The 16,033-nt window shown below is 69.9% G+C and carries 10 protein-coding genes; 4 read left to right on the top strand and 6 right to left on the bottom strand.

Going from position 1 to position 16,033, the window contains the following annotated elements:
- Window positions 1-28: 28 nt before the first annotated feature.
- Window positions 29-1,603 carry a pilus assembly protein gene (locus Q8N19_RS01535; RefSeq protein ID WP_305587880.1) on the bottom strand — a complete coding sequence of 525 codons (1,575 nt, stop codon included), beginning with the start codon at window positions 1,601-1,603 and terminating at the stop codon, window positions 29-31.
- Between the two features lie 173 nt (window positions 1,604-1,776).
- Between Q8N19_RS01535 and Q8N19_RS01530 the strand changes: the two genes are divergently transcribed.
- The 3 genes from Q8N19_RS01530 to pbpC all read left to right on the top strand — a co-directional run bounded on the left by Q8N19_RS01530 (window position 1,777) and on the right by pbpC (window position 10,504).
- Entirely contained in the window at window positions 1,777-3,249 is a 1,473-nt protein-coding gene (locus Q8N19_RS01530; RefSeq protein WP_305587879.1) for an NAD-dependent succinate-semialdehyde dehydrogenase, read from the top strand.
- A 77-nt stretch (window positions 3,250-3,326) separates the two neighbouring features.
- Window positions 3,327-8,414 carry an alpha-2-macroglobulin gene (locus Q8N19_RS01525; RefSeq protein ID WP_371133765.1) on the top strand — a complete coding sequence of 1,696 codons (5,088 nt, stop codon included), beginning with the start codon at window positions 3,327-3,329 and terminating at the stop codon, window positions 8,412-8,414.
- Between the two features lie 5 nt (window positions 8,415-8,419).
- Complete coding sequence (gene pbpC, locus Q8N19_RS01520) at window positions 8,420-10,504, top strand: penicillin-binding protein 1C (RefSeq protein ID WP_371133772.1); 2,085 nt, start codon at window positions 8,420-8,422, stop codon at window positions 10,502-10,504.
- A gap of 6 nt (window positions 10,505-10,510) precedes the next feature.
- Here pbpC and Q8N19_RS01515 read toward each other — a convergent pair whose 3' ends face one another.
- The 4 genes from Q8N19_RS01515 to Q8N19_RS01500 form a co-directional block, all read right to left on the bottom strand.
- A complete protein-coding gene (locus tag Q8N19_RS01515) occupies window positions 10,511-11,122 on the bottom strand; it encodes a carbonic anhydrase (RefSeq protein WP_305587877.1) in 612 nt (203 codons plus the stop codon).
- Window positions 11,123-11,159: 37 nt separating this feature from the next.
- Entirely contained in the window at window positions 11,160-11,804 is a 645-nt protein-coding gene (maiA, locus tag Q8N19_RS01510; RefSeq protein ID WP_305587876.1) for a maleylacetoacetate isomerase, read from the bottom strand.
- A gap of 2 nt (window positions 11,805-11,806) precedes the next feature.
- Window positions 11,807-12,487, bottom strand: coding sequence for a fumarylacetoacetate hydrolase family protein (locus Q8N19_RS01505; protein ID WP_305588068.1), 681 nt, complete (start codon window positions 12,485-12,487; stop codon window positions 11,807-11,809).
- A gap of 94 nt (window positions 12,488-12,581) precedes the next feature.
- Entirely contained in the window at window positions 12,582-13,178 is a 597-nt protein-coding gene (locus tag Q8N19_RS01500) for a DUF4142 domain-containing protein (protein WP_305587875.1), read from the bottom strand.
- A gap of 105 nt (window positions 13,179-13,283) precedes the next feature.
- Between Q8N19_RS01500 and Q8N19_RS01495 the strand changes: the two genes are divergently transcribed.
- On the top strand, window positions 13,284-14,492 hold the full coding sequence (locus Q8N19_RS01495) for a CaiB/BaiF CoA-transferase family protein (protein WP_305587874.1): 1,209 nt from the start codon (window positions 13,284-13,286) through the stop codon (window positions 14,490-14,492).
- Between the two features lie 116 nt (window positions 14,493-14,608).
- Here Q8N19_RS01495 and Q8N19_RS01490 read toward each other — a convergent pair whose 3' ends face one another.
- Window positions 14,609-16,027, bottom strand: a complete 1,419-nt coding sequence (locus Q8N19_RS01490) for an HWE histidine kinase domain-containing protein (protein WP_305587873.1) — start codon at window positions 16,025-16,027, stop codon at window positions 14,609-14,611.
- Between the last annotated feature and the right edge of the window lie 6 nt (window positions 16,028-16,033).

The raw sequence follows: 16,033 nt of genomic DNA, 5'->3' as shown, positions 1-16,033 counted from the left end.
GCGCCGCCTCGTCCGTTCAATCAGGGGATCACTTGGTCAGGCGGAGGTTGTCGATCGAGCCGGCGATGGCGTCGAACGCCGCGCCCAGCTGCGACACGTTCTGGACGTCGAAGAACTTGTCCGGATCGGTGGCGCAGTTACGCAGCAGATCGCTGGATCCGGTCGTCACCTCCACTCGCACCGTGTAGAGGACGATCTCCTTGGCCTTGATGTTGTTGCACAAGAGCGCGAGCCGCTCGTCCATCTTCTGCGCGCGCAGACTGTTCGAGCCCGACGTGATTCCCAGCAACCCCTGCCAGATATAGCCCAAGCCGCTATAGGGCGAGCCGTTGTGGTTGCTGGCGCTGCCGAAGACGTTGTCGCCATCGGTCATCAGGATGATGATCTTGCGGTGGTTCTTGGTCCCATAGGCGACACCGTCGGCCAGGGGCGCATTGGGCGACAGGGTGTGCCAACCCCAGACCAGCCCCATGGGGATATTGGTGTTTCCCACCGCCTTCATCGAATCGATGGCGCTCTTCAGGGCGCTCATGTCGGTGGTCAGCGGCATGATCGGTTCAAGGTCACAACCCTGGTTGGGACCGCCGCCGCTGGGCTTGGCGTTGTTGTACTTGGCGACGTTCCCCTGCCGCGCCCAATTGTCCCCATTGGAGCCGTCGTCGATGTAGGTGTTCGGGTTTTTCGCCGTCCACCAGTTGAGCTGATCTGGCTCGTCGGGGGCGAAATAGGGGACGAAATAGCTGTCCACATTCGCCGAATAGGGCGCGGTGTCCTGGACGTCGAAGGGCTGGCGACGGCTTTCCACGCAGCCGCCCCAGACCTGATTGTCCTTCATAGACTTCAGGACGGCGAAGCGGTCGGTGTTGGCGGTGTTGAAGATGTCGCCGCCTGCGCCAGGCGTACCAGCCGCGTTGTGCCCGAGCGCCCGGCTGTCGAGCCAGTTGGGAATGCCCGGGCCGGTGCGCGTGGTTGTGTTGTAGGTCTTGACGCTGACGTTCTCGGCCACCCGCACCGTGCTGGAGAAGGGCACCAGGGAGATCTGTATTGGGTCCTTGGCGGTGCTTCGCTTGCCCGCAGCGTCCAGCTTGTCCACCAGATCCTTGGCCGCGCTCTTCAGGGTCGTCATCTTCGTGCCGGCCATCGAGCCCGTGTTGTCCAGCACCAGGGCGACTTCGAGCCTGTCCATGGCCCGCAACACCTCGGCGCCGGCCTTGACGTTGCCGTGCTGGAAGAAGCCGGTGGCCACGGCCATGGGGGTCATCTCCGCCGAGGCCACCACCTTGGGGCCGTCGAGGACGAAGCTGGACGTCACCAGGGCCGAACCGGGGAAGGCGCTGAGATTGGCCATGAGAGCCCGCTGGCCGACCTCATTGATCTCCTGTTGGGTCTGGGCGGAGGAACGGGCGGCGAACAGGGCGGCCGCGTCCAAGGCGTCCTGCAGCTTCTGCTTCTGGTTGGCGCCGATATAGAGGTCGAACACGCCGAGCGTCAGGGGAGCGAGCAGCACAAGCGCCACGGCGAAGATGATCGCCGCCGCCCCGCTCTCGTCCCGGGCGCCGGTCTTCAGCCGGGCGGTCAGGCCCTTAAGGATAGAGGTTCGCACGTCTGCGCCCCGCTCTTTCTAAACGTTCAGGGGCTGATGATGCGGCCTCAGGGTAAACGAACCCTCCGCAGAACAGGGTAAACAGGCGGGGCTTTTCGCCGCCGCAGCCGGGGTTCCGGCGCCGCTGGGCGACTTAAGCGTTTGGTGGGCAGCGCAGATTCAAGGAGACCGCCATGGCCGAACAGCCATCCCCCGACACTCTGGCGAAACTGGGCGCCGACCTCATCCTTAAGCAGGCGCTGGTGGACGGCCGCTGGATCAGCGGGTCGGCAAAGCCCATCGCCGTGGACAACCCGGCCGACGGAAGCCTCCTTGGCCATGCGCCGAGCCTGTCAGGCGAGGAGGTGGAGCGCGCCATCGCCGCGGCGGCGCGGAGCTTTCCAGACTGGGCGGCGCGCAAGGGGCAGGCCCGGGGCGAGATCCTGTTCCGCTGGGCCGCTCTGGTGAAGGCCAATGAGGAGGGCTTGGCGGCCCTGATCTCACTTGAGAACGGCAAGCCCTGGAAGGAGGCCCTGGGGGAGGTGCGCTACGCCAATTCCTTCATCAGCTGGTTCGCCGGACTCGCTGGACGCCTGGATGGACGGACCATCGAGAGTCCCAAGGATGAGGACCTGATCCTCTCCTTCCGCGAACCTGTCGGCCCGGTGGCGGCGATCACCCCCTGGAATTTTCCGGCCGCCATGATCACCCGCAAGGCGGCCGCGGCCTTCTGCGCCGGCTGCACCGTGGTGCTCAAGCCGGCCTCGGCCACCCCCTTTACGGCGCTCGCCTTGGCCAAGCTGGCCCTGGAGGCTGGCGTCCCCGACGGCGTCTTCTCCGTGGTGACCGGCGCCAACAGCGAGATCGGCGCCCGGCTGACGGGCTCGCCGCTGATCCGCAAACTCTCCTTCACCGGCTCCACCGAGGTCGGGCGCAAGTTGGCGGCCGACTGCGCCCCGACTCTGAAGCGCCTGTCCATGGAGCTCGGCGGCGCAGCGCCCCTGATCGTCTTCGAGGACGCCGATCTCGACGCCGCCGTCGAGGGGGCCGTGGCGGGCAAGTTCCGGGCGGCAGGCCAGACCTGCGTCTGTCCCAACAGGCTCTATGTGCAGGCCTCGATCCTGGACGCCTTCATCGCGCGCCTGAGCGAGCGGGTCGCCGCCCTGAAAGTTGGCCCTCCCCTGGAGGCGGGCGTGGAGATCGGACCGTTGATCAGCGAAAAGGCCCTGGACAAGGTCGAGGACCATATCGCCCGCACCAAGGCCAGCGGCGGGCGCGTGCTGACCGGCGGCGATCGGCACGCCCTGGGCGGGCGTTACTTCCAGCCCACCGTGCTGGAAGGCGGCGATGACCGCCTGTTCGCCGCCGAGGAGACCTTTGGCCCGGTGGCCCCGGTCTTCGGCTTCGACACCGAGGAAGAGGCCCTGAGCCGGGCCAACGCCTCGGACTTCGGCCTGGCGGCCTATCTGTTCACCCGCGACCAGGCCCGCGCCATGCGGGTCGGCCGGGGCCTGGAAGCCGGCATCATCGGGGTCAATACCGGCCTCGTCTCCACGGCCGCCAACCCGTTTGGCGGGGTCAAGCGGTCCGGCTATGGGCGGGAGGGCTCGGTCTATGGGGTGGACGACTACCTGCAGATCAAATCCCTGACCCTGGCGCTGGGCTGAGGCGGCGGGATGATTGACGGGGACGGATAGCTGGGGCTCCTCTAAACCGGCGATAGAGACGGGGTGGGGGACTTCTGATGACGCCGAGCGACGAGACGCCGAACGGACTCACCCCGGAACCGGCCGCCCCTGAGCCCGCCCCCCAGGGTCCAGACGTCGCCAAGACGCCCTGGTGGCGGAGCCTCAAGGATCGCATGAGCCATGGTCGGGCCCCGGTGGTTCTGGCCAGCGTTCTGATCGTCGCGGCCTTCGGCGGCGGCTTTCTCACCGCCAAGGGTGTCGACATCCTGAGCATCCCGCGGGCGGTGGTCTCCGGTGACGGCGTGGTCCCCGGCAGCTGGTCGCTGTTCGGCTCCCCGAGATCGGCCGACGCCCCCCGCCGCGGCGCCCCCATGCCCGAGGGCTTCGCCGTCTGGCGGACCCGCGTCGACACCTCCACCGCCCAGCCGCGGGCCTGTATCGAGCTGAGCCGGCCGCTGGATCCGGAGGCCGCCTATGGCGACTACGTCCTCATTTCCCCGGATCTGGGCGAAACCCCGGCCATCGCCGTGGAAGGCTCAGAACTATGTCTGGCGGGCCTGGGGTTCACCGAGCGCCGGGTGACCCTGCTGAAAGGCCTGCCGGCCATGGGCGGCGAGACGCTGGCGGCCAATGCGGACATCGACTTCACCTTCGGCGAGAAGCCGCCCTTCGTAGGCTTCGCCGGGGACGGCGTGATCCTGCCCCGCGAGGACTCCGACGGGGTCGGCATCGAGACGGTCAATGTCACCCGTCTGGCCATCGAGGTCTGGCGCGTCGCCGACCGCAATCTCGTGCGCACCTCGGTCAGCGCCCCGGAGCCTACCGCCGAGGGGGAATGGCCCTATGACTGGGGCTCTGACAGTCCCGACCAGGAGGGCCAGAAGGTCTGGAGCGGCGAGGTCGCCGTGGCCGGCGAGGCCGGTCGGCGGGCCACCACCGTCTTCCCCCTGGGCGCGGTGCTGCGCGAAATGAAGCCCGGCGGCTATGTCATCAAGGCCCGCGACGCCTCGGGCGGCCGCAGCCTGACAGCGGGCGAGGATTCCAATCCCCCGGCGCAGGCGCGGCGCTGGATCATCTTCACCGACATGGCGTTGAGCGCCTATGCCGGCGCCGAGGCCACCGATGTTGTGGTCCGCTCGCTCAAGAGCGCCCGTCCGCAGTCCGGGATCCGCGTGGCCCTGGTGGCCGCCAACGGCGAGGACCTGGCCGAGGCCCGCACCGATGGCCAGGGCCGGGCCCGCTTCGCCGCCGCCCTGACCAAGGGCGAAGGCGCCCTGCGCGCCAAGATGATCATGGCCTACGGGCCGCAGGGCGATCTGGCGATCCTGGACCTGGACCGGCCGCCGGCCGACCTGTCGCGCCTGGGCGTCGGCGGTCGCATCGAAACCCCCGCCGCCAGCACCGCCGGCCGCGCCGCAGCCACAGTGGTGGACGCCTACCTCTATACTGACCGCGGGGTCTATCGCCCCGGCGAGACGGTCCATCTGAACGCCCTGCTGCGCGATCGCGAAGCCCGGGCGGTGAAGGACCGCAAGGGCGCCATCGTCGTGCGCCGGCCATCCGGCGTCGAATACCGCCGGTTCGCCTTTGACGGCGCCCCCCTGGGGTCCGCCGCCGCCAACATCGCCCTCCCCCGCAGCGCGCCTCGGGGCCGCTGGCGCGCCACGGTAGAGATCGAAGGCCTGAAGGACCCGGCCGGCGAGGTGGTCTTCGCCGTCGAGGACTTCGCCCCGCAGCGGCTGGCGGTCAGCCTCACCGGCCAGGAGGCGACCCCCGTGGCCGCCGGTCAGAGCCGCAATCTCGATGTCAGCGCCCGCTTCCTCTATGGCGCGCCAGGCTCTGGCTTGCAGGCCGAGGGCGAGGCCCGCCTGCGCGTCGATCCCAACCCCTTCCCAGCGTTCGAGGCCTACCAGTGGGGCGACCAGCGCGAGCCCTTCCAGGAGGCCTTCGTCGAGTTGGGCCGTACGGTCACCGATGGGGAGGGCCGGGCCGTCATCACCCTGCCGCCCCAGGCGGCCGATAGCGCCCAGCCCCTGGTGGCGGCAACCACCGTCAGCGTCTTCGAGCCGGGCGGCCGGCCCGTGCGCGAGTCCCTGGACCTGAAGATCCGCCCCCGATCGACCTATCTGGGGGTCAAGGTCAGCCAGGCTGAAGCCGCCCGGGGCGGCGACCCCACGGTCAGCCTCGAGCTCATTTCCGTCGACCCCACGGGCCGGCGCATCGCCGCGCCCGGCGTCAGCTGGAGGCTGGTGTCGGAGAACTGGGACTATGACTGGTTCCAGCAGGATGGTCGCTGGCAGTGGCGGCGGACCAGCCGCGACGCCCTGGTTGACCAGGGGAGCGTCAATCTGTCGGCCGCAGAGGCCGCCCGCCTGACAAAGCGTTTGGGCTGGGGCGACTACCGGCTTGAACTGACCGGTCCCGACGGCGCGGCCAGCGTCATCCGCTTCACCTCCGGCTGGGGCGCGCCCGCACAGGACGCCGAGGCGCCCGATATCGTCCGCGTCAGCGCCGGCGACAAGACCTACGCCCAGGGCGACACCGTCGAGATCACCCTGAAGCCCCCCTATGCGGGCGAGGTCCAGGTGGCGGTGGCCACCGACCGGGTGCTCGACTTCCGCACCCTGACTGTGGGGGCCAACGGCGCCACTGTCCGCTTCCAGAGCGACGCCAGCTGGGGCGGCGGGGCCTATGTGATGGTCACCGTCGTCCAGCCGCGGGATCCGGTGCAGACGCCCAAGCCCCGGCGGGCGCTGGGCCTCGTCTATGTCCCCCTCGACCCCAAGGGCCGCAAGCTGGAGGTCGATCTCGGCACGCCGGAAAAGGCCGGCGCCCGCGAGGCCCTGTCGGTGCCGGTCACCGTCAAGGGCGCGGGCCTTGGTCAGCGGGTGCGGGTCACCTTGGCCGCTGTGGACGAAGGCATATTGCGCCTGACCCGGTTCGAGAGCCCTGATCCGGCCAAGTGGTATTTCGGCAAACGGGCGCTCGGCGTCGACTATCGCGACGACTATGGCCGGCTGCTCGACCCCAATCTCGGGGCCCCGGCCAATGTGAACTTCGGCGGCGACGAGATCGGCGGCGAGGGCCTGACGGTAACGCCGATCAAGACCGTGGCCCTGTGGTCCGGGGTGGTGGAGACCGGCCGGGACGGCAAGGCGACCATCCAGCTGCCGGCGCCGGACTTCAACGGCGAGCTGCGGCTGATGGCGGTGGCCTGGACCGACGACGCCGTTGGCTCGGCCTCCAAACCCCTGGTGGTCCGCGAGCCGGTGGTGGCCGAACTAGCCCTGCCCCGCTTCCTGGCGCCGGGCGACACCGCGTTCGCCACCCTGGAGCTGCACAATATCGAGGGCCGGGCGGGCGAGTACATCGCCCAACTGACCGGCGACGGCGGCATCCTCGCCCCCTTCCGCAAGGCCTATGAGCTGGCGGTGGGCCGCCGGCTGGCCGAGCGGGTGCCCCTGGAGGCACCCCGGGTCGCGGGCATCGGCAAGGTGAGCCTCGCGGTCACCGGCCCGGGCTTCTCGTCCACCCGCGACTATCCGATGGAGACGCGGCTGGGCTGGGGCCGCATCACCCGCACCACCACCGCCCTGCAGCAGCCCGGCGCGGCCTTCACGCCGCAACCTGACCTGCTGGCCGGACTGGCGGCGGGGGATGCGACCCTGCAGGTCAGCTATTCGCCCTTCCGCGGCTTCGATCCGGGGCCGATTGCGGTGTCTCTGCTGCGCTATCCCTATGGCTGCACCGAACAGCTGGTCTCGGCGGCCTATCCCCTGCTCTATGCCGGCAATGTCTCCCAGGATCCCAAGGCGCGACGGGCCAGCGCGGGCCTGACCCAGGCGGTCATCCGCCTGCTGGATCGTCAGACTCTGGACGGCGCGTTCGGCCTGTGGCGGGTGGGCGACGGCGAGGCCGACGCCTGGCTCGGCGCCTACGCCACCGACTTCCTGATCGAGGCCCAGAAGGCCGGCGCCCCGGTGCCAGCCGCGGCCCTGGATCGGGCGCTCGGCGCCATGCGGCACATCTCCCGTCCGGAGGGCTGGGCCAACATCTCCTATCGGCTGGAATATCCCAGCTGGTGGGCGGGTTCGCCCCAGGCCTCGGAGGCGGCCACCGCCGCCATGCGCCGCCGGGCCTCGGCCTACGCCCTCTATGTCCTGGCCAAGGGCGGGCGGGGCGACCTTGGCCGGTTGCGCTGGTGGCACGATGTGCAGATGAAATCCGAGACCTCGCCGCTGGCCAAGGCCCATGTGGGGGCAGGTCTCGCCCTGATGGGCGACAAGGCGAGGGCCCGGTCGGCCTTCCGCCAGGCGGGCCGCGCCCTGGGCTACCGCGAGGAGAGCGACTGGTATCAGAGCCCCCTGCGAGACCTGGCCGCCGTCATCGCGCTCGCCTATGAGGCCGGCGAAACCGAGATCGCCCGCGAGCTGCAAGGCCGGCTGGAGAATTCGGTTGAGGATCCCGAGGCGCTGAACACCCAGGAACAGGCCCGGCTGCTGCAGGCCGCCAACGCCATGATGACCGCCGCCGGCCCCCTGAAGATCGAAGGCTCCGGCGCCATCCCCCTGGCCGCCGTGGCCGGCGGCCCCCGCTGGGCGGTGGGCAAGCTCGCGGAGTCCCGCTTCGTCAACGCCGGACAGGGCGCGGTCTGGCGCACCGTGACGGTCACCGGTGCGCCGGTCGCAGCTCCTGCGGCGACCAGCAATGGCCTGACCCTGCAGAAGCGCCTGCTGAGCTTCACCGGCGGGCCGGTGGACGCCGCCAGCCTGACCCAGGGCGATCGGGTGATCATCGTCGTCTCCGGCCGCGCCCAGCAGGCCCGTTCCATGGCCCTGGTGATCGACGACCCCCTGCCCGCCGGTTTCGAGATCGAGACGGTGCTCGGCCCCGACGACGCTCAGAGCGGGCCCTTCCGCTTCCTGGGCGAGCTGTCGTCGGCCGATGTGCAGGAGGCCCGGGACGACCGCTATGTGGCGGCCATGGACCTGCCGGGCCGGGAAGACTTCGCCTTCGCCTATGTGGCGCGGGCGGTGACTCCTGGGGACTTCCTGCTGCCCGGCGCCCAGGCCCGCGACATGTACCGTCCGGCGGTCAACGCCCGCACCAGCGTCGGCCGCACGGTGATCGCGCCCGGCCAGTGAAGGGACTGACGTCCTTACAGGCGAGGCTGCGTCAGGCGGCGGACTCAGCCCAGGTCGTTCGGCGGCTGACCCAGGGCCTGATCGGCGCTCTGGTCTTGCAGGTGGCCGTGGTCGCCCTGGACGCGGCCCTGCCGCCGGACCTGTCCCGGGGGGCGGAGGCCTCCCCCGTGGCCCTGGATCGGCGCGGGGCCTGGCTGCGCGCCCTGCCGGTGGAGGATGGCCGCTGGCGCATCCGGGCCGATCTCGACCGCACCGACCCGAGCTTCGTCGCCCGGCTGATCGCGGTGGAGGACGCCCGCTTCTGGCGCCATCCAGGCGTCGATCCCTTCGCGGTGGTCCGGGCCGTGGGATCGGCGGCGATCACCGGCGAGGTGAGCTCCGGCGCCTCGACGCTCACCATGCAGACCGCCCGACTGCTGACGCCGCGACCGCGGACCCTGCCGGCCAAGCTGGTGGAGATGATCCGCGCGGTGCAGATCGAGGCGCGGCTGTCGAAGCGGGAGATTCTCGCTCTCTATCTGACGCTCGCGCCCTATGGCGGCAATCTGGAGGGGGTGCGGGCGGCCAGCCTCTCCTATTTCGGCCATGAGCCCTCGACCCTGACGCCGGGCGAACAGGCCCTCCTGATCGCCCTGCCCCAGTCGCCGGAGGCGCGGCGGCCCGATCGGCGGCCCGAAGCCTCCCGCCGCGCCAGGAACCAGGTGCTGGACAAGATGGTCCGGGCCGGCGCGCTCAGTCCTCTGGAAGCGGATGAGGCCGGCCAGGAGCCCATGCCGGGTCGCGCGCCGTTTCCGGCCCTGGCCTGGCACGCCGCGGGCGAGCTGGCCCGGGGCGCCAGGGCCGATGAGGCGTCTGTGATCTCAACCCTGGACGCCGGCCTGCAGTCGAGGCTTGAGCCCCTGGTGGCCCGGGCCGCCCGGGCGCAAGGGGCCGAAGCCACGGCCGCGGTGCTGGTGGTGGAGCTGGACGGCCGAGCCGTGCGGGCCTCGGTGGGCTCGGCGGGCCTTGAGCGGGCCGGCGGCTGGATCGACATGACCCGCGCCTTGCGGTCGCCCGGCTCTGCCCTGAAGCCCTTCATCTACGCCATGGCCTTCGAAGGGGGCCTGGCGGCGCCCGACACCCGCATGGCTGATGCGCCCCGCAGGTACGCCGACTACCAGCCCGAGAACTTCGACCGCGTCTTTCACGACCAGGTCACCGCCCGGGAAGCCCTGGTCCATTCCCTGAACGTGCCGGCCGTCGATACCCTGGCGCGGCTCGGCCCGGCGGCCTTCGAGGGGCGGCTGGCGGCCGCCGGGGTGCGGCTGTGGCGGCCGAGGTCGGAGACCCGGGACGCCGGCCTCGCCATCGCCCTGGGCGGCGTGGGCATTTCCCTGCGGGACCTGGCTGTGCTCTATGGCGCCCTCGGAGATGGGGGCCTCGCCCGCCCCCTGGCCTGGACGGAAACCCAGGCGGAGGCCCGGCGGCAAGAGCGCGGAGTGCGGCTGGTAAGCGAGGCGGCGGCCAATGAGGTTCTGGCCATTCTGCGCGAAACCCCGCCGCCGGCCGGGGTGACGCCAGCCGCCCTGAGCCGCGGCCGCCCGCTGATGGCCTACAAGACCGGCACCTCTTACGGCTTCCGGGACGCCGTCGCCGCCGGCATCGTCGGCGGACATGTGATCGTAGTCTGGAGCGGTCGGGCCGATGGCGGCGCGCGGGCCGGTCTGACGGGGCGGGACTCCGCCCTGCCCCTGCTGTTCGAGGTGGCCGACCTGCTGCAGGCGCCTCCCGCCGCGCCGGCGCCGCTCGCGCCGCGCAACGCCCCGGTGGCCCTAGACGACCAGGTCCGCGCCACCGAGGGTCCGCGACTGATTTTCCCGCCGGACGGGGCGGTGGTGCAGGTGGACGCCTATGGCCCGGCCTCCCGGGGCCTGGTCCTGGCCGCCAGCGGGGACAATTTGGCCTGGTACGTGGCCGGCCAACCGCTCAGCCCCGATCCGCTGAGCGGGCAGGTGCTCTGGCGGCCGGAGGGTCCAGGCTTTTATGATCTCAATGTGGTCGACGGCCAGGGCCGCGCCGCCCGCGCCCAGGTGCGCATCCGCGGCGGCTAGACGCGCCTAGTAGAGGCGGGCCAGGTCCTCAGGCCCGCTGCAGGTGACGTTCATGTCGTTCACCAGGCCGTCAGACAGAGCATAGACCCAGCCGTGCACGCTGATCGGCTGGCCCCGCAGCCAGGCCTCCCGGATGAAGACGTCCGAGGCCACATTGCGCACCTGGCGGATGACGTTCAGCTCGCACAGGCGGTCATGGCGGGCGTGCTCGTCCATGGCTTCCAGTTCGGCCCGGTTGGCGGCGTAGACCTCACGGATCGGATGCAGCCAGTGGTCCACCAGGCCGCGCCGCTGGCCATCGATGGCGGCGACCACGCCCCCGCAGCCATAGTGGCCCACAACCATGATGTGCTTCACCTTCAGCACATCGACGGCGAACTGCAGCACCGACAGGTAGTTGGCGTCCTGGGGCGGGGCGAGATTGGCCACATTGCGATGGACGAACAGCTCGCCGGGATCGAGGCCGACGATCTCATTGGCCGGCACTCGGCTGTCAGCGCAACCGATCCAGAGGTACTCCGGGCTCTGCTGGCCCACCAGGCGCTGGAAAAAGCCGGGATCAACCGCGAGCTTGCCTTCCGCCCAGGCGCGGTTGTTGTCCTTCAGGTGGTCGAGCATCTTGAGGTCCCTCGCCCTACGCTACACAAGTCCGGGTTCAGGCCGCCGCCGGGGCGTCGGGCTGTCGGTCGGGGTGGGCCGCGGCGAAGGCGGGAAGCGCCTGGGCGGCCGCAGCCGCCGCCCTTATGGCCGGATAGGGCGAAAGGTCCACCCCGTAGCGCTCGGCCGAATAGACCTGGGGGACCAGGCAGCAGTCGGCCAGGCCCGGGCTCGATCCAAAGGCGAAGCCCGCGCCGTGCCGGGCGATCAGCGGCTCCAGAGCATCGAACCCCTCGTGCATCCAGCGAGCGACCCAGACCTGCCGGTCGGCCTCGCTGACGCCAAAGGCGGCCAGTTGCTGCTGGATCCGCAGATTATTCAACGGGTGGATGTCGCAGGCGATGATCCCGGCCATGGCGCGCACCACCTGGCGGCCGGCGGGATCAGCGGGCAGGAGCGGCGGTTGCGGATGGGTCTCCTCCAGCCACTCCATCAGGGCCAGGCTCTGAGTCATGGCCTGCTCCCCAACGACCAACATGGGGGTCAAGCCCTGGGGATTGCGCTCAAGATAATCGGCGGCCCGCTGCTCGCCCTTGGGCAGGCTGACGGGGATGTAGTCATAGTCCAGGCCCTTGAGCCCCAGCGCGATGCGGACCCGGTAGGGGGCGGTGGCCCGCCAATAGCTGTAGAGGGTCAGTCCCATGGTCAGGCGACCTTGAAGCTGAGTTCGCCGACGCCCTCGACCGCACCCTGGACCACATCGCCCCGGGCGATGGGGCCGACGCCTTCTGGCGTGCCGGTGAAGATCAGGTCCCCGGGCGCCAGGCGCCAGAGGCGCGAGGCCTGGGCGATGATCTCGGCGACGTTCCAGATCATGTCGGAGACCACGGCGTCCTGACGGGACTGGCCGTTCACCGTCGCGGTGATCCGTCCCTGAGGGGCCGGCCCGCGCCAGCGGCGGATGGCCGAGATGGGGGCGGACTGGTCGAATCCCTTGGAGGCGTCCCAGGGGTGGCCTTTGTCCTTGGCGACCGCCTGCAGATCCCGACGGGTCAGGTCAAATCCCACGGCGTAGCCGAAGATCAGGTCGAGGGCCTCATCGACGGGCACATCTGATCCGCCAGCGCCCAGCGCCACCACCAGCTCGATCTCGTGGTGAAGGTCTGCGGTCGCCGAGGGGAAGGCCACATCAGCCCCCGGCGTCACGATGGCGTCGGCCGGCTTGGCGAAGAAGAAGGGAGGATCGCGATCATCCCCACCCATCTCGGCGCGATGGGCGGCGTAGTTGCGCCCGACACAGAGAATCCGGCGAACCGGAAAGACGACATCTTCCCCAAGCACGGGGACGACCGGGACGGGGGGCGGGGCCAGGGCGTATTGGGTCATGGTCAAGGCCCTACTCCCGACGCTGGCCAAAGAAAAGGCTTCCGCCGGGGAGGCGGAAGCCTGATCTTCAGCTCAGGCTGAACGTCCTGGACGCCTAGCGGGCGTTGGCCAGACGGTCCTGGATGGCCTTGGCCTGGTCCAGGTGCTGCTGGATGGCCGGGGCGGTAGCCGCGGCGAAGGCCTGCAGACCCGGGATGTCGCCATCGGCGGCGTAGCGCTGCATCAGGTTCAGGGCCTTCTGGTGGGTGTCCACCTGCAGGTCGATATATTCCTTGTCGAAGTCGGCGGCGTCTTCTTCCCGCAGGTCGTTGAGTTCGTCGGTCACGTCCTCATCGGCGGCGGTCGGCAGGGTGATGGGCTGGCCGGCGGCCTCGACAGCGGTTTTCAGATCCCGCGTGGTCTGGGTGTGGGCCTCGACCATCATCTGGGCGAAGGCCTTAACCTCGGCATCCTGGGCTCGCTCAACGGCCAGCTGCGAGGACTGGATTTCCAGCATGTCGCTCTGCGCCGCCAAGCGGGTGAAGTCGGCCGCCGACGTCTCGTCGGCCATGGTCGGAATGGTGGCGGCCGGGTTGGCGTCGGGCACGACGCTCTCGGCCGGGGCGGTGGCGGACTGGTCGGCCGGCTGACCGCAAGCGGCGAGCGAAAGCGCGGCGATCGCGGCGCCCGCGATAAGCAGGTGGCGAGTCATGTGAACTCCTGGGACGTTGACAACTTCAGACGACGCATCCGAACGATGCGGCTGCCGTCAAAACTCACGCCGTCGTGATCTGTTCCCAGAAAGTCGGAGAGCCCGATGACCGAAGCCGCCGCCCCTGGCCCCCTCGCCGGACTCCGGGTGATCGAGATGGGCACCCTGATCGCCGGGCCATTCTGCGGTCAGATCCTGGGGGATTTCGGCGCCGAGGTGATCAAGATCGAGGATCCCCGCAAGGGCGATCCCATGCGGCAGTGGGGCCGCAGCCTGCCGCAGGGTCTGTCCCCCTGGTGGCCGGTGATCGGCCGCAACAAGAAGTCGGTGGGGCTCGACCTGCGTCAGCCCGAGGGCCAGGAGATCGCCCGGACCCTGATCGCCAAGGCTGATGTGGTGATCGAGAATTTCCGTCCCGGCGCCATGGAGAAATGGGGCCTGGGCTATGAGGCCCTCTCGGCAACCCATCCCGGCCTGGTGATGGCCCGCATCTCCGGCTACGGCCAGACGGGTCCGCTCTCGACCCGCGCCGGCTATGGTCTCATCGGCGAGGCCATGGGCGGCCTGCGCCACATCACCGGCGAGCCAGACCGGCCGCCGGCGCGGGCCGGCATTTCCATCGGCGACAGCCTGGCGGCCATGCATGCGGTGATGGGGATCATGATGGCCCTTCATTCCCGGGATCGGACCGGCAAGGGCCAGGTGATCGACGCGGCCCTCTATGAGAGCGTGCTCGGCGTGATGGAGAACCTGGTCACCGAATATGACCTGACCGGCTATGTCCGCGAGCGGTCAGGCTCCATCCTGCCCGGGATCGCGCCGTCCAACGCCTACCCTTGCGCCAGCGGCGACATGGCGGTGATCGGCGGCAATGGGGACACCGTGTTCGCCAGGCTCTGCGCCGCGATGGACCGCGGAGACCTGGCCGCCGATCCCCGCTTCTCCACCCATGCCGCCCGCGGCGAGCGCCAGGGGGAGCTCGACGAGATCATCAGCGCCTGGACCTCGACCCTGGCCCTAGACGACCTGCTGAGCCTTCTGGAAGCGCACGGAGTGCCGGCAGGTCGCATCTATCGGGCGCCGGACATGATCGAGGATCCTCATTTCACAGCCCGCGAGGCGATCGTCAGCGTGCCGCACCCGGTCTTTGGTCAGGTCCGGATGCAGAACGCCTTCCCCAAATTGTCGGCGACGCCGGGCAAGGTCCGCTGGCCGGGGCCCGACCTCGGCGCCCATACGGACGAGGTGCTGAAGGATGTGGCCGGCCTGTCGGTCGAGGCCATCGCCGGCCTGCGGTCGCGGGGCGTCGTCTGAGCCCTGGAGCCCTTTCCGATCGGATTGAAGCAATCAGATCGGATAAAAAGTGCTCTAAATCAAAAAGTTAGAGCATTTTTGATCCGATAACCGCGTCTCACTTATCGGCAAATGCTCTAAGTCCGCGGCGCCAGCAGATCGGCGACCGCGGCGGTCACCTGGGTGACGTCATAGGGTTTGCGGATCACCGGCGCATCGAAGCCGCTGGGGGCGCCGCCCGCATCGCCATAGCCGGTGGCGAAAACGAAGGGGACGCCCCGTTCGGCCAGGATATCGGCCACCGGCCCAACGGAAAGGCCGTTGAGATTGGCGTCCAGGACGGCGGCGTCGAGAGGCTGGTCCAGGAGGGCGAGGGCCTCCTCAAGCTCATAGGCAGGGCCCACCACCACTGCGCCGGCCTCCGAAAGCCCGGTTTCCAGTTCCATAGCCAGGAGCGCGGCGTCCTCGACGATGAGCACCCGGGCGCCGGCCAGACTGACCGGACCGGCAGGCCCGGCGGCGGCCTCGGGGGCGCGGCCGAGGGGCGCGTCCGGCACGGTTTCCGGACGGGCGACCACAGCCGCGGCCCCAGCCTCCAGACGCGCCCGGGCCCCCGTGGGGGGGAAGTCCAGACGGGTATGGCCATTGAGCTCCCGGCCGGTCACCTGGCTGAGCAGGGTGGAGCCAAACCCGGTCCGGCCAGGCGGGGCGACCACTGGCCCGCCCGACTCCGTCCAGTCCAGGGAAAAGCCCCCCGAAGGCGCCGCGCGCCAGACCACGTCCACGTGGCCGGTCTCAACCGACAAGGCGCCGTATTTCAGGGCGTTGGTAGCCAGTTCGTGCAGGGCCAGCGAGACCGCATTGGCGGCGCGCGGGGTGAGGAACAGCTCCGGCCCCTCCCACCGGGTCTGACCTGGCGCCAGCCCGCCGAGTTCGGCGGCCACCAGATGGTCGATGGCCGCGCCACGCCAGCGGGCGGCGGTGAGCAGTTCGTTGGCCGAGCCCATGGATTTCAGGCGGCCGAGGAAGGTCTGCAGGAACCCCTCCATGGAGGAGGTTCGCTTGGCGGTCTGCACCGCCAGGGCCTGGACCGTCGCCAGGACGTTCTTCACCCTGTGGTCGATCTCGGCCATCAGGGCGTGGCGTTGCTGTTCCTCGAGCTTGCGGGCGGTGATGTCCTCGACGATCCCGATGACCCCCTGGATCTCGCCCCGGGCGTCACGGATCCGCTGGCCGACGACCCGAAGCCAGACCACTCCATGGTCCGGTCGCGGGGCGGCGCGGCACTCCACCTCATAGCGGTCGTCAGCCTCGAAGCCCGCCAGCATCTGCCGCAGGGTGTCTTCCAGATCGTCAGGGTGGATTCGCGGCAGGAGGGCGCGACCGCCGTCGGCGGGAAGATAGCCGGCCGCCCCGCCGGTGATGGCCGCCATTCGGTCGCTGACGATGCAGAAATCGCCAGGCACATCATACTGGAACTCCCCCAGACCCGCGGTCTGGAGCGCCAGTTCGAGATGCTCCATGTTCAGGCGCGCGCGCCTCGGGTCATCGACCATGGTCAA

The organism is Phenylobacterium sp. (assembly GCF_030693405.1).
Lineage (GTDB): Bacteria > Pseudomonadota > Alphaproteobacteria > Caulobacterales > Caulobacteraceae > Phenylobacterium.
Note: the sequence above shows the minus strand (reverse complement) of the source record. Positions and strands in the feature narration are given on the sequence as shown.

Excerpts from the sequence above, each read along its gene's own strand:
- Q8N19_RS01515 (WP_305587877.1), bottom strand. The coding sequence starts at position 11,122 with ATGCTCGACCACCTGAAGGACAACAACCGCGCCTGGGCGGAAGGCAAG.
- Q8N19_RS01490 (WP_305587873.1), bottom strand. The coding sequence starts at position 16,027 with ATGGTCGATGACCCGAGGCGCGCGCGCCTGAACATGGAGCATCTCGAA.
- Q8N19_RS01530 (WP_305587879.1), top strand. The coding sequence starts at position 1,777 with ATGGCCGAACAGCCATCCCCCGACACTCTGGCGAAACTGGGCGCCGAC.
- maiA (WP_305587876.1), bottom strand. The coding sequence starts at position 11,804 with ATGGGACTGACCCTCTACAGCTATTGGCGGGCCACCGCCCCCTACCGG.
- Q8N19_RS01525 (WP_371133765.1), top strand. The coding sequence starts at position 3,327 with ATGACGCCGAGCGACGAGACGCCGAACGGACTCACCCCGGAACCGGCC.
- Q8N19_RS01505 (WP_305588068.1), bottom strand. The coding sequence starts at position 12,487 with ATGACCCAATACGCCCTGGCCCCGCCCCCCGTCCCGGTCGTCCCCGTG.
- Q8N19_RS01495 (WP_305587874.1), top strand. The coding sequence starts at position 13,284 with ATGACCGAAGCCGCCGCCCCTGGCCCCCTCGCCGGACTCCGGGTGATC.
- Q8N19_RS01500 (WP_305587875.1), bottom strand. The coding sequence starts at position 13,178 with ATGACTCGCCACCTGCTTATCGCGGGCGCCGCGATCGCCGCGCTTTCG.